Consider the following 16196-nt stretch of genomic DNA (forward strand, 5'->3'; position numbering starts at 1 on the left):
CGCTTTTCAAAGTCAAAGCGTAATGAGCTAGCTAGTATGAACTTGGTATCTATTGCGAGGGATTCATTATGAAAATTTCAAGTAGAATTAGTATTACATTACTGACATTTGTTTTGTTACAAATGGGGGTTGTCGGATCAGTAAACGCTGGTCAGGCCAATATACTTATGCAAAAGCTAGACAAAGATAATGATGGTTTTATCTCACTTAAAGAAGCTGTGCAGCATGTAGAATTATTGCGGAATTTTGGTTTAATTGATGACGATGAAGATGGCAAGCTTACAGTAACAGAATTGGCAAAAAGTAAGCTTACGCCTAAAGCAGACGAAACCAACAATGGTGTTACTGCCGCGCTTAACCAGTAGCACAATCAATAAGAATTAGTTATGTCAGTGACTACTAACTTGCGCTGATATCAACGTAAGCTGTAGCAAAGCAGCAGAAAAATAAAGAGGGTAGGGTTCTGGTTAACAAGTTTTCCTTAAGTGAGCGGATAGTTCAGCTAGGTTCGTTAAGGCAATTAACATTAGGTAGCTTTGTGTTAGCCCTAATCCCTCTGATTGCGCTTTTGTGGCAAAGCCAAAGCGACCTTGCCAAGGTTGGTCAGATGACAACGTTGGAAACTCGTTTTGTCGTTGAAATAGTGGGCGATGTTCAGCAACTTGATAGTGCAGTGGTGGATGTCGAAAGAAGTATCCGTCAATATTCAGTACTAAAGAGTGAGAGAGTAGCGGCGATATCAGACAATGCGTTAGAGCAATTTGCACTGGCGGCAGATAATTTGTGTCAGGGGCTTGGCTATAGTGAGGTTTGCAGCTTCTTAACTACTCAAATCGATCAACTTGCCGACTACCGAAGCATTGAAGACCAATTGTTGTTAAACGCTTATTTAGCCACTATTAAAGACAGCGTAAAGCAGCTGCGAAAAGATGTAGAAAAGCTCATTACCGAACGCGTGGCGTTACAGCAGAGTGATTTGAACGCTATGCAGGCCAAGCAAGCATGGTCTACTGCTATGTTGGTCAGTGTTTCCTTGATGCTGATATTGATAGGCAGTCAGCTTATTGTAAATCCAGTCAATAATCTTAAAAAAATCATTCGTATATTAGCCCACAGCAAAGGCGAGCTGCCGCCTTTAACTCGTCATGCCCCCAAAGAATTACTCGATGTAGAGAAAGATTTGCATTGGTTATACGACCGCCTTCAACAACTTGAGCATATTCGAACTGCGTTACTTCGCCATGCAGCTCACGAATTAAAAACGCCTTTAGCTAGTATCAAAGAAGGGTGCAGTCTGCTATCAGAAAATGTGGTTGGCGATCTAAATGATAACCAGCGAGAAGTATTGTCATTACTCAGTGGTAGTACTCAGCGACTCAATACTTTGGTAGAAAAACTGTTAGATTATAATCTGTTACTTCAACAGGCTCAGCCGAAGCTAGTGCTATACAACCCTCGGACTCTCATTGATGCCTGCATAGAAGATTATGCACTGGCTATTCAAAACAGAGAGATTGCCGTTGACGTGAGCGTTGATAAGGTACTGCTTGATGAGGAACTTTTTCGTCGTGTGCTTGATAATTTAATTTCCAATGCAGTTGCTCACGGCGCAGTTGGTAGGCCTATTTTTGTTAAGGTCTATATGCAAGAGAGCACGCAGGGCAACTCTTCTAAAAACATGCTAATTCTGGATGTTGCCAATCATGGAAAGCCGATTTCTCCAGAATCAGTAACAACCCTGTTTGAGCCTTTCATAAGGGGTAGTGAACCCCGCAATGACAATGTTATCGGAACGGGACTTGGTTTATCGATTGTCGCAGATTGCGCGCGACTTATGCATGGCGATGTTCAAGTGGTAGAGGTAGACTATGCGGATGTCTGCTTTCGGGTTTCTCTAGCGCAAGATTGAAGGCGCAGCTCAGAAGTCTCAAAATAGAAAGCATATAAAATAAAAAGCACGCAAAGTGAAGAGCGTGCAGCATAAGCATTGCGCAACAGGAAATGTAAAATGAGATTAAGTTGTTTTTTTATTGCCGTATTCTTTTTAGTAGGTTGCGAAAGTCTGACAAAGGTGAAGAAAGAAGTACCTGATGATTCAGAAATACATGCCGAAACGGCGCTTGACGGCACTTTTTGCTTCTATGAAAAAGCGCCGGATGATTTTTTGTATAACTGTGATGTGAAGCATTGGGTCGCGCTGTGGGTAGATGCATCTGCGCAGCCGTGGTCGCAGCGAAAGCAGACTTTAGATACATTGACCAACAGTGATTATGACCGATTCCACGCCTATATCCTTACGCTTATGAATGATACTCCCTACCAGGATAAGTTACGTGCGCAATTAGCTTTTAATGAAATATTACCAAAATTAACGTCACAAAGTCGCAACGTTATTGATGTGATCGCAGGCGCTCAAAATAATCAGTTAATGCAATTTGAATCTGCGTTAGTGGTGTTGGAAAAAGAAAATACCTCTCGTGGTGAAAAATTAGTAACACTGCAAAACGAGATAGATAGCCTGCGAAAAAAACTTGAAGAATTATTACAAATAGAAGCGACATTGATGGATAAAAATAGGAGTACACAACAATGAGTGAAAAGGCGAATAACAATCCTGACTTATTGTTGGTTGACGATGATAAAAGCCTACTTCGCTTGCTGACGATTCGGCTTGAAGGTGAAGGTTATAATGTAACTGCTGTGGAAGATGGGCAAAGCGCACTTAAGAAGCTGCAGGGCAATAGTTTCGATGTTGTGCTAAGTGACCTGCGGATGCCGGGTCTAGACGGATTGAGTTTGTTTGAAGAAATAATGGGTATTAGACAGGATATTCCCGTTATCTTAATGACCGCCCATGGCACCATTGCCGATGCCATTGAGGCTACGCAGCGCGGCGTATTTGGTTTTCTACCTAAGCCTGTGGAACACGAAGAGCTTCGCGCTCTGTTGCAAAAAGCACTTAACCAATCACAGGCAGTTAAGCCGGGGGACTGGGCAAAACAAATTATTACCCGTTCGCCAGACATGCTGAATGTGCTAGATCAAGCGTATCGCATTGCACAGCGAGAAGTATCAGTACTGATTAGCGGGGCTAGTGGAACAGGTAAAGAGCTTTTGGCTAATGCTATTCACAAAGCGAGCAAACGCAGTGACAAGCCTTTTGTCGCTATTAACTGCGGTGCGCTGCCTGAGAACCTGCTTGAGTCTGAGTTGTTTGGTCATGCAAAAGGAGCCTTCACTGGAGCGGTAACTGCTCATGCGGGTCTTTTTAAGGAAGCTGATGGCGGTACGCTATTTTTAGATGAAATTGGTGATATGCCAATGACGCTGCAAGTTAAGTTACTACGCGCATTACAAGAGCGTCAGATTCGTCCCGTGGGCAGCAGCAAACAAGTCGATATCGATGTTCGAATCATATCAGCGACCCATAAAGATTTGCATAAAGAAATGGAGGCTGGAACATTTAGAGAAGATCTCTATTACCGCCTCAATGTGGTTAATTTAAAATTACCGTCACTGAAGTCTCGCAGCGAAGATATTCCGCTGCTTGCACGCTCTTTATTGCAACAAAGTGCACAGCGTCATGGTGTTGAAGTAAGCCAATTTTCTGATGACGCTATGCAACAGTTGGTGACGTCTTCCTGGCCTGGTAACGTGCGCCAGCTTGTGAATGTGGTTGAACAGTGCGTGGCGTTAACGCAAACTCCTGTGGTGCCTTTACATCTTGTTGAACAAGCGTTATCTGCGACAAAGCAAAGCTGGCCTACGCTTACTGAAGCAAGAGACGCCTTTGAACAACAGTATTTGTTTAAGCTGCTTAAAATGACCGACGGCAACGTTACTCGAGCTGCAGATTTAGCGGGAAGAAATCGCACCGATATGCATAAGTTAATGAAAAAGCACGAATTGGACGCTGCTGACTTTCGTTAAAGAAGCGTTGTGAAATGAGAGCCCCATCGCCTAGGGTTAAATCGGCTGGGGCAATATCGGCTGGAGTAAAATCGCGTGGGGCAAAATAGCCCCAGGCGATGTATTAATATCTTAAAGTCCCTTAGCCTTTTTCGCTCTCTCTTAAAATAGATTCAGCCTGAAGACCGAAGTGACGCAGCATGGCAATATCAACCTCTTTGAACTGCCTGGGTGAGTCGTGAATAACGCACAGAGTGCCTAGCTCATAGCCATTTGTAGAGCGCAATATTATACCCGCGTACGCGCGGATAAATGGCGCCCCTTTTACCAAGGGGCTGTTCGCAAACCTGTCATCCTCAAGCGCATCAGGAACGATAAGGTACTCTTCTTCCGCGATGGCATAGGTACAAAACGAGACATTTCGTGGAGTTTCTGTAACATCTAAGCATTGGCGAGATTTAAACCACTGTCTATCATCTGCAATTAAACTGACCAAACATATTTTGCAATTGAAAAAATCCTGAGCATTCTTAGTAATAGCATCTAATCTTTCATCTGGTGGCGTATCCAGAATATCCAATTTATAAAGCGCTTTAAGTCTTTCTTCTTCGTGAGAAGGTTGTGGGTGTACGTCAGTCATAATTACATTATTTACCGGTAGTATCTTTGTGTAGCTAAACGCAAAAGAGTGTGGAGTTTAGGGGTTAGGTTGTTACAACACAGTGTTTTGCGATTTTAATGCCAATCGCTTTTAAACACTATCATTTAAAACGGTATGTTTTAAAACAACGTGTCTTGCTTAGGGTTTTTCGTTATAGAAAGTGTTGGTAGCGGCGATTTTGTATGTTTTTCGTTGTACATGGCAATAAACAAAGACGCCAACCACGGCGCATCCTTATTATCAGGTCGATGACAGAAGAAGTAGGGAGACTTGCCTTCAATACGCCACTGATGAATTTTGCTTACCCAGGGACGAAGGCACGCGGTATTGTCTTCTTCACTATCGTTGCCCACAAAGCGCACAACGGGTTTTTGGCCGGTAGCGATAACATTCACTGGCACTTTGGGCTTCTTACCTCTTACTTCTCTTACTATCTCGCTGGTCACGGGTCCTGTGAATAGGGCTCTGGTATCCATGATGATGCGGTTTGCCTTGTGTTTAATCAGCAGTTGATTAAACGCTTTTTCAGCCTCTGACTTAGCAAAAAATTGCAAATGTCGCACTTCTACTGCCACGGCAACAGATGTGGGAATAAGGCTTAAAAATGTATCGAGTACAGATAGCTTATCAGGACCAAAGCTAGCGGGTAATTGAACCATCATCACGCCGAGCTTGTGCTTGAGAGGGGCGAGCAGTGACAACTGTTGCCGTATTTCATCTTCACAATGCCGTAGTTGATTTACATGCGTGATTTGCTGGTTGAATTTGAAAGCAAAGGAGAAGTGTGAGGGCACTGAGTCTGCCCAGCGCGCTACCGCATCTGCATCGGGAAGGGAATAGAAAGTGGTATTACCCTCAACGGTATTACATTCATTGGCGTAATGGATTAGCTGGCTTTGTGCCTTGGGAAATGAGGCAAACCATGAATTTGGCCAATGGCTATGCTGCCACATGGGCAACCCAATGAATACAGGCGGTAAGTTTTGCTGGGCGTTAACCATATTCGTTGCGGTATTGTTCATATTTGTCATTGGGCTTTACGACGCATTTGTTTATACTATGCGACCTTAAATCTAATACATTAAACGTGATAGCTTCTTTGGAGCTTCTGTAATAACAAAAGTGCTTATAACTCCCTCGTGCTGCTATTTCGTATATAGTTTTATGAATTCTCAGAAGAGGCGTCAGTGTAGAGCATTAGTTCAGTGCCATAAAGTACGCAAATCATCACGTTAAGCAAGAAAATTATCAGGGGTCAACGACCATGCGCACAGATTACTGTGGGAACATCGATTCAACTTACATTGGGCAAGAAGTCACACTTTGTGGCTGGGTTAACAAACGTCGTGACTTAGGTGGCGTCATCTTTATCGACCTTCGCGACAGAGAAGGGATTGTACAGGTTGTTTTCGACCCTGATTTACCTGATGTACTTTCTGTTGCTAATACTCTTCGCGGTGAGTTTTGTGTAAAGCTAACCGGTAAAGTTCGCGCTCGTCCAGAAGGACAGATTAATAAAGAAATGCGCACAGGTGGAATTGAGATCTTAGGCACGGGCCTTGAAGTTATCAATAAATCTGACGTACTTCCTCTTGACTGGAATCAAGAAAACTCTGAAGAGCAACGCTTGCGCTACCGTTACCTCGACCTACGTCGCCCGGTAATGAGCCAGCGTTTACAGTTCAGAGCGAAAGTCACTGGCGCAGTTCGCCGCTTCCTAGAAGAAGAAGGCTTTTTAGATATCGAAACGCCTATTCTTACAAAGGCGACACCAGAAGGCGCGCGAGACTATTTGGTGCCAAGTCGTACGCACAAAGGTGAGTTTTTCGCACTACCTCAATCGCCTCAGCTATTTAAACAACTGCTAATGATGTCAGGCATGGACCGCTATTACCAAATAGTAAAGTGTTTCAGAGACGAAGATTTACGTGCCGACCGTCAGCCAGAATTTACCCAAATCGATATCGAAACGACGTTCCTCGATGCGCAAAGCGTGATGGGTATTACCGAGCGTATGATCCGCGACTTGTTTAACAAGATGCTTGACGTAGACCTTGGCGATTTCCCTCAAATGACTTACGCAGAAGCGATGAAGCGCTTTGGAAGTGATAAGCCTGATTTGCGTAACCCTCTTGAACTTACCGACGTTGCCGATTTACTAGAGAAGGTTGAATTTAAAGTATTCAGTGGACCAGCTAACGACCCGAAAGGCCGTGTAAGCGCCATTCGTGTACCTGGCGGTGCAACGCTTTCCCGTAAGCAAATAGACGAGTACACCAAGTTTGTTGGAATCTATGGTGCGAAAGGCCTAGCGTGGATTAAAGTGAACGAGCTTGCACCTGGGCAAGAAGGCCTGCAGTCGCCAGTACTTAAGTTCTTAAGCGAAGATGTGACTGATGCTATTATCCAGCGTACAGGTGCTCAAGCGGGTGACATTCTTTTATTCGGTGCGGATGATTACACCGTAGTGACAGAATCCATGGGCGCACTTCGTTTAAAATTAGGCGAAGACTTTGAATTGCTAGAGGGCGAATGGAAGCCGCTGTGGGTTGTTGATTTCCCTATGTTTGAGGAATTTGATGGTCAGCTTCACGCTATTCACCATCCATTCACGGCACCACGCGGGCTAACGCCTGAAGAGCTAAAAGCCAACCCGGTTGGCGCATTGTCTGATGCCTACGATATGGTGCTTAACGGCGTTGAATTAGGCGGCGGCTCGGTTCGTATTCACGATGAGAATATGCAGTCTACCGTGTTCAATATTTTAGGAATAGACGACGAAGAAGCGAAAAATAAATTTGGTTTCTTACTCGATGCCCTTCGTTTTGGTGCTCCGCCTCACGCCGGTTTAGCCTTTGGTTTAGATCGCCTTGTCATGTTGATGACAGGGGCTACTTCTATTCGCGATGTGATGGCGTTTCCTAAAACTACCACTGCGGCTTGCCCACTTACATCGGCACCAAGCCCAGCTAATCCGCAGCAGCTTGAAGACTTGGCCATTGCGACGGTGAAGAAGCAATCTTAATTTATGGCCTATAAAAAGCCAGAATCAGCGATGGTGGTGTTGTTTGATGAACACCACCGAGTGCTGTTATTGCAAAGAATGGACGATGCGTCTTTTTGGCAATCTGTCACTGGCGCGTTAGAAGAGGGCGAAATGCCCATCGAAACAGCCTATCGAGAGGTGGCTGAAGAAACCGGTATTGATGCCAAAGCCTTAGGTTTGACTATCACCAATCACAACAAGCAAAACCAATACGTTATTCGTGAGCGATGGCGTCACCGCTACCCACCGGGTACGCTTCATAACACTGAACATGTATTTTCCCTTCAAGTGAGTAGTAAAGCACCGATAGCCCTTACAGAACATCTTCAGTACGAATGGGTATCAAAAGATGAGGCGTTAGCACGCTTATGGTCTCCTTCAAACAAAGAGGCGGTATCTTTGTTTGTACCGAGTAAGGCTTAATGGTTATACTGGGTATAGATCCAGGTTCTAGGATCACAGGCTACGGTTTAATAGCGCGAAAGCAGGGTAAGCTGGTATATGTGGCGAGCGGTTGTATTCGAGTAGGCACTACCGATTTACCTTCTCGTTTGGCAAATATATTTACCGGCGTGGGCGACATTATTCGCCAATATAACCCATCGCAGTTTGCTATCGAACAAGTGTTTATGGCTAAAAACCCAGACTCTGCGTTAAAGCTTGGTCAGGCAAGGGGCGCTGCAATAGTGGCGGCAACCCAATCTCAGCTTCCTGTTGCCGAGTACAGCGCAAGGCAAATTAAACAGGCAGTGGTAGGTAAAGGTAACGCTGATAAAACACAAGTTCAGCATATGGTGAAACACCTGCTGAACTTAAGTGGGACACCTCAGGCCGATGCGGCAGATGCACTTGCTGTAGCACTTTGCCATGCTAATACCGAACAAAGCCTGATCAATATGGCAGGCCAAGCTCGGAAAACCGTTCGCGGTCGTTTGCGTTAATTTTCTAGAACCAATCCTTTTTAAGCATTCAAGCGCGCACAAAGAGAAGATAAATGATTGGACGAATTCGCGGTATGTTGGCTGAAAAGCAGCCACCAGAAATTCTTGTAGATGTAGCCGGTGTAGGTTACGAAATACACATGCCTATGACGAGCTTCTACCAACTGCCTGCAGTAGGTGATGAAGTTGTGGTTTATACCCATTTTGTGGTTCGTGAAGACGCTCAGTTGCTGTTTGGTTTTGCCGATAAGTTAGAGCGCGGGTTATTTCGAGAGCTAATAAAGGCAAATGGTGTTGGACCAAAACTCGGTTTGGCTATTTTATCGGGAATGTCGGCTCCCCAGTTTCTGGCTAGCGTGCAAAATGAAGACGTTTCTGCATTGGTTAGCTTGCCAGGTATTGGCAAAAAAACCGCTGAACGCTTAGTGGTTGAGCTTAAAGACCGGTTGGCTAAGTTTGGAAAGATGCAAAGTGTGGCTGTTCCCGCGCCTAGTAGCGACCTTCTCTCTGGTAGTACCATAGTTGCTGTAAACAGCGCACGAGAAGAAGCGCAAAGCGCACTTATTGCTCTGGGTTATAAACCCGCGCAAGCCAGTAAGTTGGTGGATAGCGTTTACAAAGACGGTATGGAAAGTGAATCCCTGATACGTGAAGCGCTAAAAGCGGCCCTGTAATAACGGTGCGGTATAAAAAATACTGCAGCCATTTTATTAAAAAGTAGACGAACTATGATAGAAGCCGACAGACTCATTACGCCGGACGCCAGTACAGAAGATGAAGTAATTGATCGCGCTATTCGTCCGAAAATGTTGGATGACTACACGGGGCAACCTCACGTTTGCGAGCAAATGGAAATCTTTATCCAAGCTGCACGCAATCGAGAAGATGCGCTTGACCATCTTTTAATATTCGGCCCTCCTGGGCTTGGAAAAACAACCCTAGCAAATATCGTCGCTAACGAAATGGGCGTGAATATTAAAACCACATCTGGACCGGTTTTGGAAAAAGCGGGTGATTTAGCCGCGCTTTTAACTAATCTCGATAAAAATGACGTTCTTTTTATCGATGAAATACATCGCTTGAGCCCTGTAGTGGAAGAAATTCTCTACCCTGCAATGGAAGATTATCAGCTCGATATTATGATAGGCGAGGGGCCTGCAGCTCGTTCAATAAAGCTCGACCTGCCTCCATTTACGCTTGTAGGTGCAACAACCCGTGCTGGCTCACTAACATCTCCATTACGAGATCGTTTCGGTATCGTACAGCGTCTAGAATTTTATTCGGTGAAAGACCTAACCACTATTGTGTCTAGAAGCGCCAGCTATCTTAACTTGGCGATGACCGAAGAAGGCTCCAGAGAAATCGCCTGTCGAGCTAGGGGGACGCCTCGTATTGCTAATCGTCTGCTTAGACGAGTAAGGGATTATGCAGAAATTAAGTCTGATGGCACAGTAGGTGCAGACACCGCGGCCAAAGCCCTTGATATGCTCGATGTAGATAAAGAAGGCTTCGACTATATGGATAGAAAATTACTTTCGGCCATTATAGAAAAATTCGATGGCGGTCCTGTGGGCTTAGATAATCTCGCTGCAGCTATCGGAGAAGAGAAAGAAACTATCGAGGATGTGATTGAACCCTTCCTTATTCAACAAGGCTTTTTGCAGCGAACGCCAAGAGGTCGTATAGCGTCTCAGCGTGCTTACCTTCATTTTGGCTTTACTCCTGAGCAATAAGAGCTTTCTGCCTGTGCAATTGAATAGTAGAGCTGGTGGTAACGTTTAAACGCCAGCTTTTGACCCTTGAGCAATAAGGCGATTGAAGCAACTGATGCGATTTCTGTTTCGAAGCATTTCAACGAAGCACATCGGCGAATAGCTGAGGGAAATTCAAGACAAAAAAAAGCCCGCTCATAGAGCGGGCTAAAACAACAAGTGTTGAAGGAAATAAATCCAGGGAACTCATGTCTAACAGGAGATTAACTCGTGCATGACCGTGCTAGGCACCATCACGCTCTGTGCGACTGATGCGATGCATTATAGAGACCTATTGAAATTGCACAATTGAGTAAAATTACATTTTTGAGTTAGAAAAACTAATGCGTTAATTGAATGTTATGTGTTGGTTGTTAAAACATTAAAGCTCAGTCTTGATGCTGTCTTAAGGCTTGTTTTAAAATGTTGTTTATCGCAATTTAACCACTATTAATCTGCCTTGTAGATGAATTTATTTATTGTTAAAGGAATAGTTATGCACCAACATCAAATAAGAGTGTATTACGAAGATACGGATGCTGGCGGTATCGTGTATTACGCTAATTATCTTAAGTTTATGGAGAGGGCGCGTACTGAGTGGCTTAGAGGCCTAGGGTTTGAGCAAGACACTTTAATGGAACAATCTATCGCTTTTGTCGTCAAACGCGTTGAGATGCATAACTATGCGCCAGCGAGGTTCAATGAACTGTTGAGTATTGAGACTCGCGTTGTAGAATTGAAAGGCGCTAGTATGACGTTTCAACAACTCATAAATAATAACAACGGCATTAAATTGGTATCTGCGGATATTCAAGTTGCCTGTGTCGACTTGGCTACTATGAAGCCAAAACGACTACCACGTACTTTGTTAGGGGAAATTTCGCGTGTCATCTGATCTCACATTTATCGGCTTGTTCTTACAAGCAAGTTTCATTGTTCAACTTGTAATGCTGTTGTTGCTAAGCGTCTCAGTAGCATCATGGACCTTTATCTTTCAGCGCAGTAAAGCCCTTAATGCGGCACGTTCTGAAATGCGCCAATTTGAAGATAAGTTCTGGTCTGGTGCCGATCTTAACAAGCTCTATCAAGAGTTATCATCAAGAGCCAGCCTTACCGGCATGAGCAGCATTTTTTGTTCAGGTTTTAAAGAGTTCGTGAGATTACGTAAATCCAACACCCCAACCAACGGTATTGTAGATGGCACTTACCGCGCTATGCGAGTATCTATGTCTCGTCAGGTAGAAGAGCTTGAGAGTCGCCTGCCATTTTTAGCAACGGCAGGCTCGATTAGCCCATACATTGGCCTATTCGGTACGGTATGGGGAATTATGAATGCGTTTATCGCGTTAGGCGAAGTACAGCAAGCAACCCTTGCGATGGTGGCGCCAGGAATTGCAGAGGCGCTCATCGCTACTGCTATTGGTTTATTTGCTGCAATTCCTGCGGTTATTGCTTACAACCGTTTCAGCCATCAAGTTGAAAAGTTGGAAAATAGCTACGGTAATTTCATGGAAGAATTCTCAGCAATTCTTCATCGCCAGGCTGCTGCCCAAGCACATCAGGTTTAAGCGTTACCGCGGAGGTTGTTGCTATGTATGTGAGAAAACGCCGTAGGCCGGTATCAGAAATCAATGTGGTTCCTTACATCGACGTTATGTTGGTACTACTTATCATCTTTATGGTGACTGCGCCTTTAATATCTCAAGGGGTAAAAGTGGATTTGCCGAAAGCAAGTGCAAACCCTATAGAGCAGGAAGATAATCCGCCTATTATCGCGTCGGTTGATGTGAAGGGGAGGTACTTCCTCAATGTGGGTGACGACCAAGAGTCGCCAATTAGTGAAGAAGAGCTTGGGGCTATTGTCAGTGCCCAACTTCAAAAATCGCCTAACACGCCTGTGGTCGTGAAAGGTGACGGGCAAGTGGCCTACAATGAGGTTATTCAGCTAATGGTGTTGCTGCAGCAAGCTGGTGTGCCGTCGGTGGGTTTAATGACCGACCCGGTTGAATAGGCACCGTATGTCTAACCCATCTAAACCAAACAGTACCCAAAGTCGCTCTCAGGGCAGCTCGCTGGGCGGCTCTCAGGGCAGTGCTGACAGCTTTGCGAATAGACGCAGCGAAAGGGTAGCGTCAAAACCCAATGAAAAACAGGGGCTTTATAAGTCCCTTGCGGTTCATGCCGTGGTTGCTATGGTGTTGCTTATTAGCGTCAGTTTTTCCCCCGATCCTCTTCCAAGTCTACCTAGCAATGCACCCACGATAGAAGCTACGTTTATCGATGCTCAGGCTATTGCGGATAAAAAACGAGTAGAAGCTCAGGCTCAGGCACAAGCCCGCGCTGAAGAGGCAGAGAAACAGCGTAAAGCCGCCGCTGCAGCCGAGCAAAAACGACAGAGAGCCCTTGCAGATAAGAGAGCTCGGGAGAAACGAGAAGCTCAGGCCGCAGAGGTTAAAAGACAAAAAGAACTGGAGCGAATAGCCGCTCAAAAAGAAAAAGAGCGCAAAGCACGAGAGGCAAAAGCGAAAGAAGATGCACTAAAAAAACAAAAAGAAGCTGCTGAACAAGCAGAAATGGAAAGGATTATGCAAGAGCAACTTGCTCAAGAGCGCGCTGCACAGCAACAAAGGCGTCAAAAACAAGTTCTCACGGAAGTTGAGCGGTATACAGCATTGATACAGCAAACCATAAAACGGAACTTGTACTCAGACGATAGTTTTGACGGAAAAGTGTGTAGACTGAATATTCGGCTAGCGACAACGGGCTTTGTGACCAGTATTCGGGTTTTAGATGGCAATGACGCATTATGCCGGGCGGCAGAAAGCGCAGTTCGACGTGCAGATAAGCTTCCCGTATCTGATGCCCCCGACGTTTACGAGCAGTTGAAAGATATAACTTTAAAAGTGGAATTATAGCGGTATGAAAAAACTAGGTTTATGGATAGCAATGATTTCCTTAGCGGTGAGTGCAAATGCATTTGCCTCTCTGGAGATTGTCATTACCGAAGGGGTGGATAGTGCAAGGCCTATCGGTATTGTCCCGTTTAAGTGGAAAGGCGAAGGCGCACCTCCTGGGAATATTTCACAAGTTGTTCGCGCTGACTTAATGCGTAGCGGTAAGTTTAATCCTATCTCGGTAGACAGCATGCCCCAGTATCCAGAGACGGCAGAAGAGGTAAGTTACACTGCATGGGCAACACTTGGGGTTGATACCGTACTAGTAGGTAGCATTGAACAGCAAAGCGCAGATAAATTCATTGTGTCTTATCAACTTGTCGATATTTTAAAAGGGCAACTTGATGGTGGAAAAGCGAAAGTGCTGAAAGACGGCGCATTGGTTACAAGCAATGAACACGTTATTTTGGCACGCCAAGCGTCGATAAGTGCGAGAGACTTTCGTCAGTATGCTCACCGAGTCAGCGATATTGTGTATGAGAAGCTCACCGGAGTTCGAGGGGCATTCCTAACGAAAATTGCCTATGTGATCGTTCGCGATAGGGAAACCGTTAAAAAACCCTATCAATTAGTGATTGCCGATTACGATGGTGAGAACGAAACCAGGCTTCTTTCATCTCCAGAGCCATTGATGTCGCCAGTATGGTCACCAGATGGTGAGCGCCTAGCGTACGTGAGCTTTGAGAACCGAAGACCGCAAATATTTATTCAAAATATTTATACCAGTGAGCGTACGCGTATTACTGATTTTCCAGGAATTAATAGTAGTCCAGCGTTTTCGCCAGACGGCAAACAGCTTGCCATGGTGCTGTCAAAAGACGGAAATCCTGAAATATACATTATGGATTTAGCGACGAAAAACTTGCGTCGAATTACGCGCAACAGAGCTATTGACACAGAGCCAGCTTGGCTTCCAGACGGCAGTGGTCTAATTTTTAGCTCGGAACGGGGTGGTAAACCTCAGATATATAGCGTAAATTTAAATTCAAGGAAAGTTAGGCGAGTTACCTTTGTTGGCGAACAGAACCTTGGCGGAACTTTAACGCCTGACGGTAAACAAATGGTAGTAGTGAATCAAACGAATGGTAACTACCATATTGCCAAACAAATGCTAGACGAAGACTCTCTGCAAGTTCTTACCAGAACGTATTTAGATGAGTCGCCAAGTGTAGCGCCGAATGGAAGCATGATTATTTACAGTACCCTTCACGAGGGCAAGCAAGTGTTGTCACTTGTTTCTCTAGACGGGCGCTTTAAAGCTAGGTTACCAGCAGCCAATGGGCAAGTAAAATCGCCAAGTTGGTCACCATTTTTGTTCTAACAATTTAACGACTAAACAATAAAATTAAGGATTAGTAGGATGCAAATGAATAAAGTGATGAAAAGCTTCATTATCGCCTTGCCAGTAGTGACAATGATGGCATGTTCGTCAGGACCTAGCGAAGAAGAGTTAGCGGCAGAACGCAACCGTATGGCACAAGAGCAAGCGCAAGCAGAATCTGAAGCTCGTGAAGCGGAAGCCCAACGTGTTGAAGCTGAAGCCGCCCAGCGTATGAAGCGCCAAGAAGAAATGGTGCAGCAAGAAATGGAAGCGCTCAAAAACGATCAAACGGTTTATTTCGACTTTGACCGTGCTAGCATAAAACCAGAATTTCAACGCCTTTTAGACAAGCACGCTATGTTCTTGGTGAAAAACCCTACCATGAAGGTTACTGTTGAAGGCCACACAGACAGCCGCGGTACGCCAGAATATAACATTGCTCTAGGCGAACGTCGTGCTCAGTCGGTAGAAACCTACCTACTAAACGCGGGTGTAAGCAGCAGCCAAGTTACGGTTGTTTCTTATGGCGAAGAAAAGCCGGCGGTAATGGGTTCAACTGAGTATGCATTCGCGCAAAATCGCCGCGGAGTGGTTGTATACCGCTAATGGCAGCTTCAGTAAGAGACACCATTAAGTGGGGCGTTACGCTATGTGCCGCCCTCACAGCCTCTACTGGCTTCGCACAGGCACCTGTCGTTAATGCGAATGGCGGCAGCGAGCTTGAACAGCGTATCGTTGTGCTAGAGCGTATTGTAAAAAGCCGAACTGAGATGCAGCATAGAATGCAAACTCAGCTAGATAATATGCAAAACGAGGTGGACCAGCTTCGCGGTGCAGTTGAGGTTAATACCAATGAACTTCAAAAAGTACTGGAACGCCAGCGAGAGCTCTATCTAGAAATAGATAAACGGGTAGAGGCCCTCAAGCAAAGTGGCGCGTTAACAAGCACGAGCTCCTCTGGTGCGGTAAGCACAGTGCCGGAATCGGCACCAGCATCGCCTGTGCAGGTCGGAGAAAGCGAAGCTTATGAGAGTGCTGTTAACCTCATATTGAAGTCGCGAGAGTACGACAAGGCAATACCTGCTTTCCAATCGTTCATCGCGCGTTTTCCAAACAGTGAATATGCGCCAAATGCGCACTATTGGCTTGGACAGTTGCTGTTTAACAAGCAGCAGTGGAGCGATGCAAGCGAGCAATTCAATATTGTGGTTAATCGGTTCTCAAGTTCAACGAAGCGACCTGATGCGCTGTTGAAACTTGGCGTTATTGCTGAAAGAAATGGCGATAGTGCATCGGCACGTCAACTATTTTTGCAAGTGGTGAACGAACATCCCGATTCATCTGCTAAACGTTTAGCAGAATCAAGGTTAAACAACTTGTAATAATTAAAGCCCCTTTAAAGGGGCTTTTTGTTCTACCATCTAAACAGCGGTGTAAGTTTGTCACGGTTAAATAACATTTTTTTTGCTCGTGTTTAAAATCGTAATCTCGAGCTTTTTCATTTAAACATCGGGTTGTGCGGTACAAATACTCAGCTATTTGTTTTCATTTTGACCGCTTAGTCCTGTTTTAAAGAAAATATCAAAATAAAAGGGCATTATGGGTTGCGTCAG

The 16196-nt window shown here is 45.0% G+C and carries 18 protein-coding genes; 16 read left to right on the forward strand and 2 right to left on the reverse strand.

Annotated features, from left to right (window positions below; genetic code table 11):
* The first annotated feature begins 68 nt into the window (after positions 1–68).
* The 4 genes from O9X84_RS02230 to O9X84_RS02245 all read left to right on the forward strand — a co-directional run bounded on the left by O9X84_RS02230 (position 69) and on the right by O9X84_RS02245 (position 3930).
* Complete coding sequence (locus O9X84_RS02230; RefSeq protein WP_269517898.1) at positions 69–365, forward strand: calcium-binding protein; 297 nt, start codon at positions 69–71, stop codon at positions 363–365.
* A 128-nt stretch (positions 366–493) separates the two neighbouring features.
* Positions 494–1909, forward strand: coding sequence for a sensor histidine kinase (locus O9X84_RS02235; RefSeq protein WP_269518012.1), 1416 nt, complete (start codon positions 494–496; stop codon positions 1907–1909).
* 162 nt (positions 1910–2071) lie between these two features.
* Entirely contained in the window at positions 2072–2593 is a 522-nt protein-coding gene (locus tag O9X84_RS02240) for a hypothetical protein (RefSeq protein WP_269517899.1), read from the forward strand.
* On the forward strand, positions 2590–3930 hold the full coding sequence (locus tag O9X84_RS02245; protein ID WP_269517900.1) for a sigma 54-interacting transcriptional regulator: 1341 nt from the start codon (positions 2590–2592) through the stop codon (positions 3928–3930). The genes O9X84_RS02240 and O9X84_RS02245 overlap by 4 nt, the downstream gene beginning before the upstream one ends.
* Before the next feature lie 121 nt (positions 3931–4051).
* Here O9X84_RS02245 and O9X84_RS02250 read toward each other — a convergent pair whose 3' ends face one another.
* On the reverse strand, positions 4052–4549 hold the full coding sequence (locus O9X84_RS02250) for a GAF domain-containing protein (RefSeq protein ID WP_269517901.1): 498 nt from the start codon (positions 4547–4549) through the stop codon (positions 4052–4054).
* A gap of 140 nt (positions 4550–4689) precedes the next feature.
* On the reverse strand, positions 4690–5601 hold the full coding sequence (locus O9X84_RS02255) for a DUF72 domain-containing protein (protein WP_269517902.1): 912 nt from the start codon (positions 5599–5601) through the stop codon (positions 4690–4692).
* 233 nt (positions 5602–5834) lie between these two features.
* On the opposite strand from O9X84_RS02255, the gene aspS reads away from it, so the two are divergent.
* The 12 genes from aspS (at position 5835) to ybgF (ending at position 15965) form a co-directional block, all read left to right on the forward strand.
* The gene (aspS, locus tag O9X84_RS02260) at positions 5835–7595 is read left to right on the forward strand and encodes an aspartate--tRNA ligase (RefSeq protein WP_269517903.1); all 1761 of its coding nucleotides are present in this window, start codon (positions 5835–5837) and stop codon (positions 7593–7595) included.
* A gap of 3 nt (positions 7596–7598) precedes the next feature.
* Positions 7599–8039: a dihydroneopterin triphosphate diphosphatase gene (nudB, locus tag O9X84_RS02265; protein WP_269517904.1), complete on the forward strand. Its 441-nt coding sequence runs from the start codon at positions 7599–7601 to the stop codon at positions 8037–8039.
* On the forward strand, positions 8039–8557 hold the full coding sequence (ruvC, locus tag O9X84_RS02270; protein WP_032096020.1) for a crossover junction endodeoxyribonuclease RuvC: 519 nt from the start codon (positions 8039–8041) through the stop codon (positions 8555–8557). Before nudB ends, ruvC begins: the two co-directional genes overlap by 1 nt.
* 53 nt (positions 8558–8610) lie before the next feature.
* Positions 8611–9231: a Holliday junction branch migration protein RuvA gene (gene ruvA / locus O9X84_RS02275; RefSeq protein WP_269517906.1), complete on the forward strand. Its 621-nt coding sequence runs from the start codon at positions 8611–8613 to the stop codon at positions 9229–9231.
* Positions 9232–9285: 54 nt separating this feature from the next.
* A complete protein-coding gene (ruvB, locus tag O9X84_RS02280) occupies positions 9286–10290 on the forward strand; it encodes a Holliday junction branch migration DNA helicase RuvB (RefSeq protein ID WP_269517907.1) in 1005 nt (334 codons plus the stop codon).
* A 514-nt stretch (positions 10291–10804) separates the two neighbouring features.
* Complete coding sequence (gene ybgC / locus O9X84_RS02285) at positions 10805–11203, forward strand: tol-pal system-associated acyl-CoA thioesterase (protein ID WP_269517908.1); 399 nt, start codon at positions 10805–10807, stop codon at positions 11201–11203.
* Positions 11193–11876, forward strand: coding sequence for a protein TolQ (gene tolQ / locus O9X84_RS02290; RefSeq protein WP_269517910.1), 684 nt, complete (start codon positions 11193–11195; stop codon positions 11874–11876). Before ybgC ends, tolQ begins: the two co-directional genes overlap by 11 nt.
* Before the next feature lie 23 nt (positions 11877–11899).
* Positions 11900–12319 carry a protein TolR gene (gene tolR, locus O9X84_RS02295; RefSeq protein WP_163105423.1) on the forward strand — a complete coding sequence of 140 codons (420 nt, stop codon included), beginning with the start codon at positions 11900–11902 and terminating at the stop codon, positions 12317–12319.
* Between the two features lie 181 nt (positions 12320–12500).
* Positions 12501–13223 carry a cell envelope integrity protein TolA gene (tolA, locus tag O9X84_RS02300; RefSeq protein WP_442864493.1) on the forward strand — a complete coding sequence of 241 codons (723 nt, stop codon included), beginning with the start codon at positions 12501–12503 and terminating at the stop codon, positions 13221–13223.
* 4 nt (positions 13224–13227) lie between these two features.
* On the forward strand, positions 13228–14583 hold the full coding sequence (gene tolB / locus O9X84_RS02305; RefSeq protein WP_269517912.1) for a Tol-Pal system beta propeller repeat protein TolB: 1356 nt from the start codon (positions 13228–13230) through the stop codon (positions 14581–14583).
* A 39-nt stretch (positions 14584–14622) separates the two neighbouring features.
* Positions 14623–15189: a peptidoglycan-associated lipoprotein Pal gene (gene pal / locus O9X84_RS02310; protein WP_269517914.1), complete on the forward strand. Its 567-nt coding sequence runs from the start codon at positions 14623–14625 to the stop codon at positions 15187–15189.
* A complete protein-coding gene (ybgF, locus tag O9X84_RS02315) occupies positions 15189–15965 on the forward strand; it encodes a tol-pal system protein YbgF (protein ID WP_269517915.1) in 777 nt (258 codons plus the stop codon). Before pal ends, ybgF begins: the two co-directional genes overlap by 1 nt.
* Positions 15966–16196: the final 231 nt, after the last annotated feature.

Source organism: Alteromonas sp. BMJM2 (assembly GCF_027257845.1).
Taxonomy (GTDB): Bacteria; Pseudomonadota; Gammaproteobacteria; order Enterobacterales; family Alteromonadaceae; genus Alteromonas.

What these genes read in the sequence shown, in the direction of transcription:
- O9X84_RS02230 (WP_269517898.1), top strand. Translation starts at nt 69, where the DNA reads ATGAAAATTTCAAGTAGAATTAGTATTACATTACTGACATTTGTTTTG.
- O9X84_RS02245 (WP_269517900.1), top strand. Translation starts at nt 2,590, where the DNA reads ATGAGTGAAAAGGCGAATAACAATCCTGACTTATTGTTGGTTGACGAT.
- O9X84_RS02250 (WP_269517901.1), bottom strand. Translation starts at nt 4,549, where the DNA reads ATGACTGACGTACACCCACAACCTTCTCACGAAGAAGAAAGACTTAAA.
- O9X84_RS02255 (WP_269517902.1), bottom strand. Translation starts at nt 5,601, where the DNA reads ATGACAAATATGAACAATACCGCAACGAATATGGTTAACGCCCAGCAA.
- aspS (WP_269517903.1), top strand. Translation starts at nt 5,835, where the DNA reads ATGCGCACAGATTACTGTGGGAACATCGATTCAACTTACATTGGGCAA.
- nudB (WP_269517904.1), top strand. Translation starts at nt 7,599, where the DNA reads ATGGCCTATAAAAAGCCAGAATCAGCGATGGTGGTGTTGTTTGATGAA.
- ruvC (WP_032096020.1), top strand. Translation starts at nt 8,039, where the DNA reads ATGGTTATACTGGGTATAGATCCAGGTTCTAGGATCACAGGCTACGGT.
- ruvA (WP_269517906.1), top strand. Translation starts at nt 8,611, where the DNA reads ATGATTGGACGAATTCGCGGTATGTTGGCTGAAAAGCAGCCACCAGAA.
- ruvB (WP_269517907.1), top strand. Translation starts at nt 9,286, where the DNA reads ATGATAGAAGCCGACAGACTCATTACGCCGGACGCCAGTACAGAAGAT.
- ybgC (WP_269517908.1), top strand. Translation starts at nt 10,805, where the DNA reads ATGCACCAACATCAAATAAGAGTGTATTACGAAGATACGGATGCTGGC.
- tolR (WP_163105423.1), top strand. Translation starts at nt 11,900, where the DNA reads ATGTATGTGAGAAAACGCCGTAGGCCGGTATCAGAAATCAATGTGGTT.
- tolA (WP_442864493.1), top strand. Translation starts at nt 12,501, where the DNA reads ATGGTGTTGCTTATTAGCGTCAGTTTTTCCCCCGATCCTCTTCCAAGT.
- tolB (WP_269517912.1), top strand. Translation starts at nt 13,228, where the DNA reads ATGAAAAAACTAGGTTTATGGATAGCAATGATTTCCTTAGCGGTGAGT.
- pal (WP_269517914.1), top strand. Translation starts at nt 14,623, where the DNA reads ATGCAAATGAATAAAGTGATGAAAAGCTTCATTATCGCCTTGCCAGTA.
- ybgF (WP_269517915.1), top strand. Translation starts at nt 15,189, where the DNA reads ATGGCAGCTTCAGTAAGAGACACCATTAAGTGGGGCGTTACGCTATGT.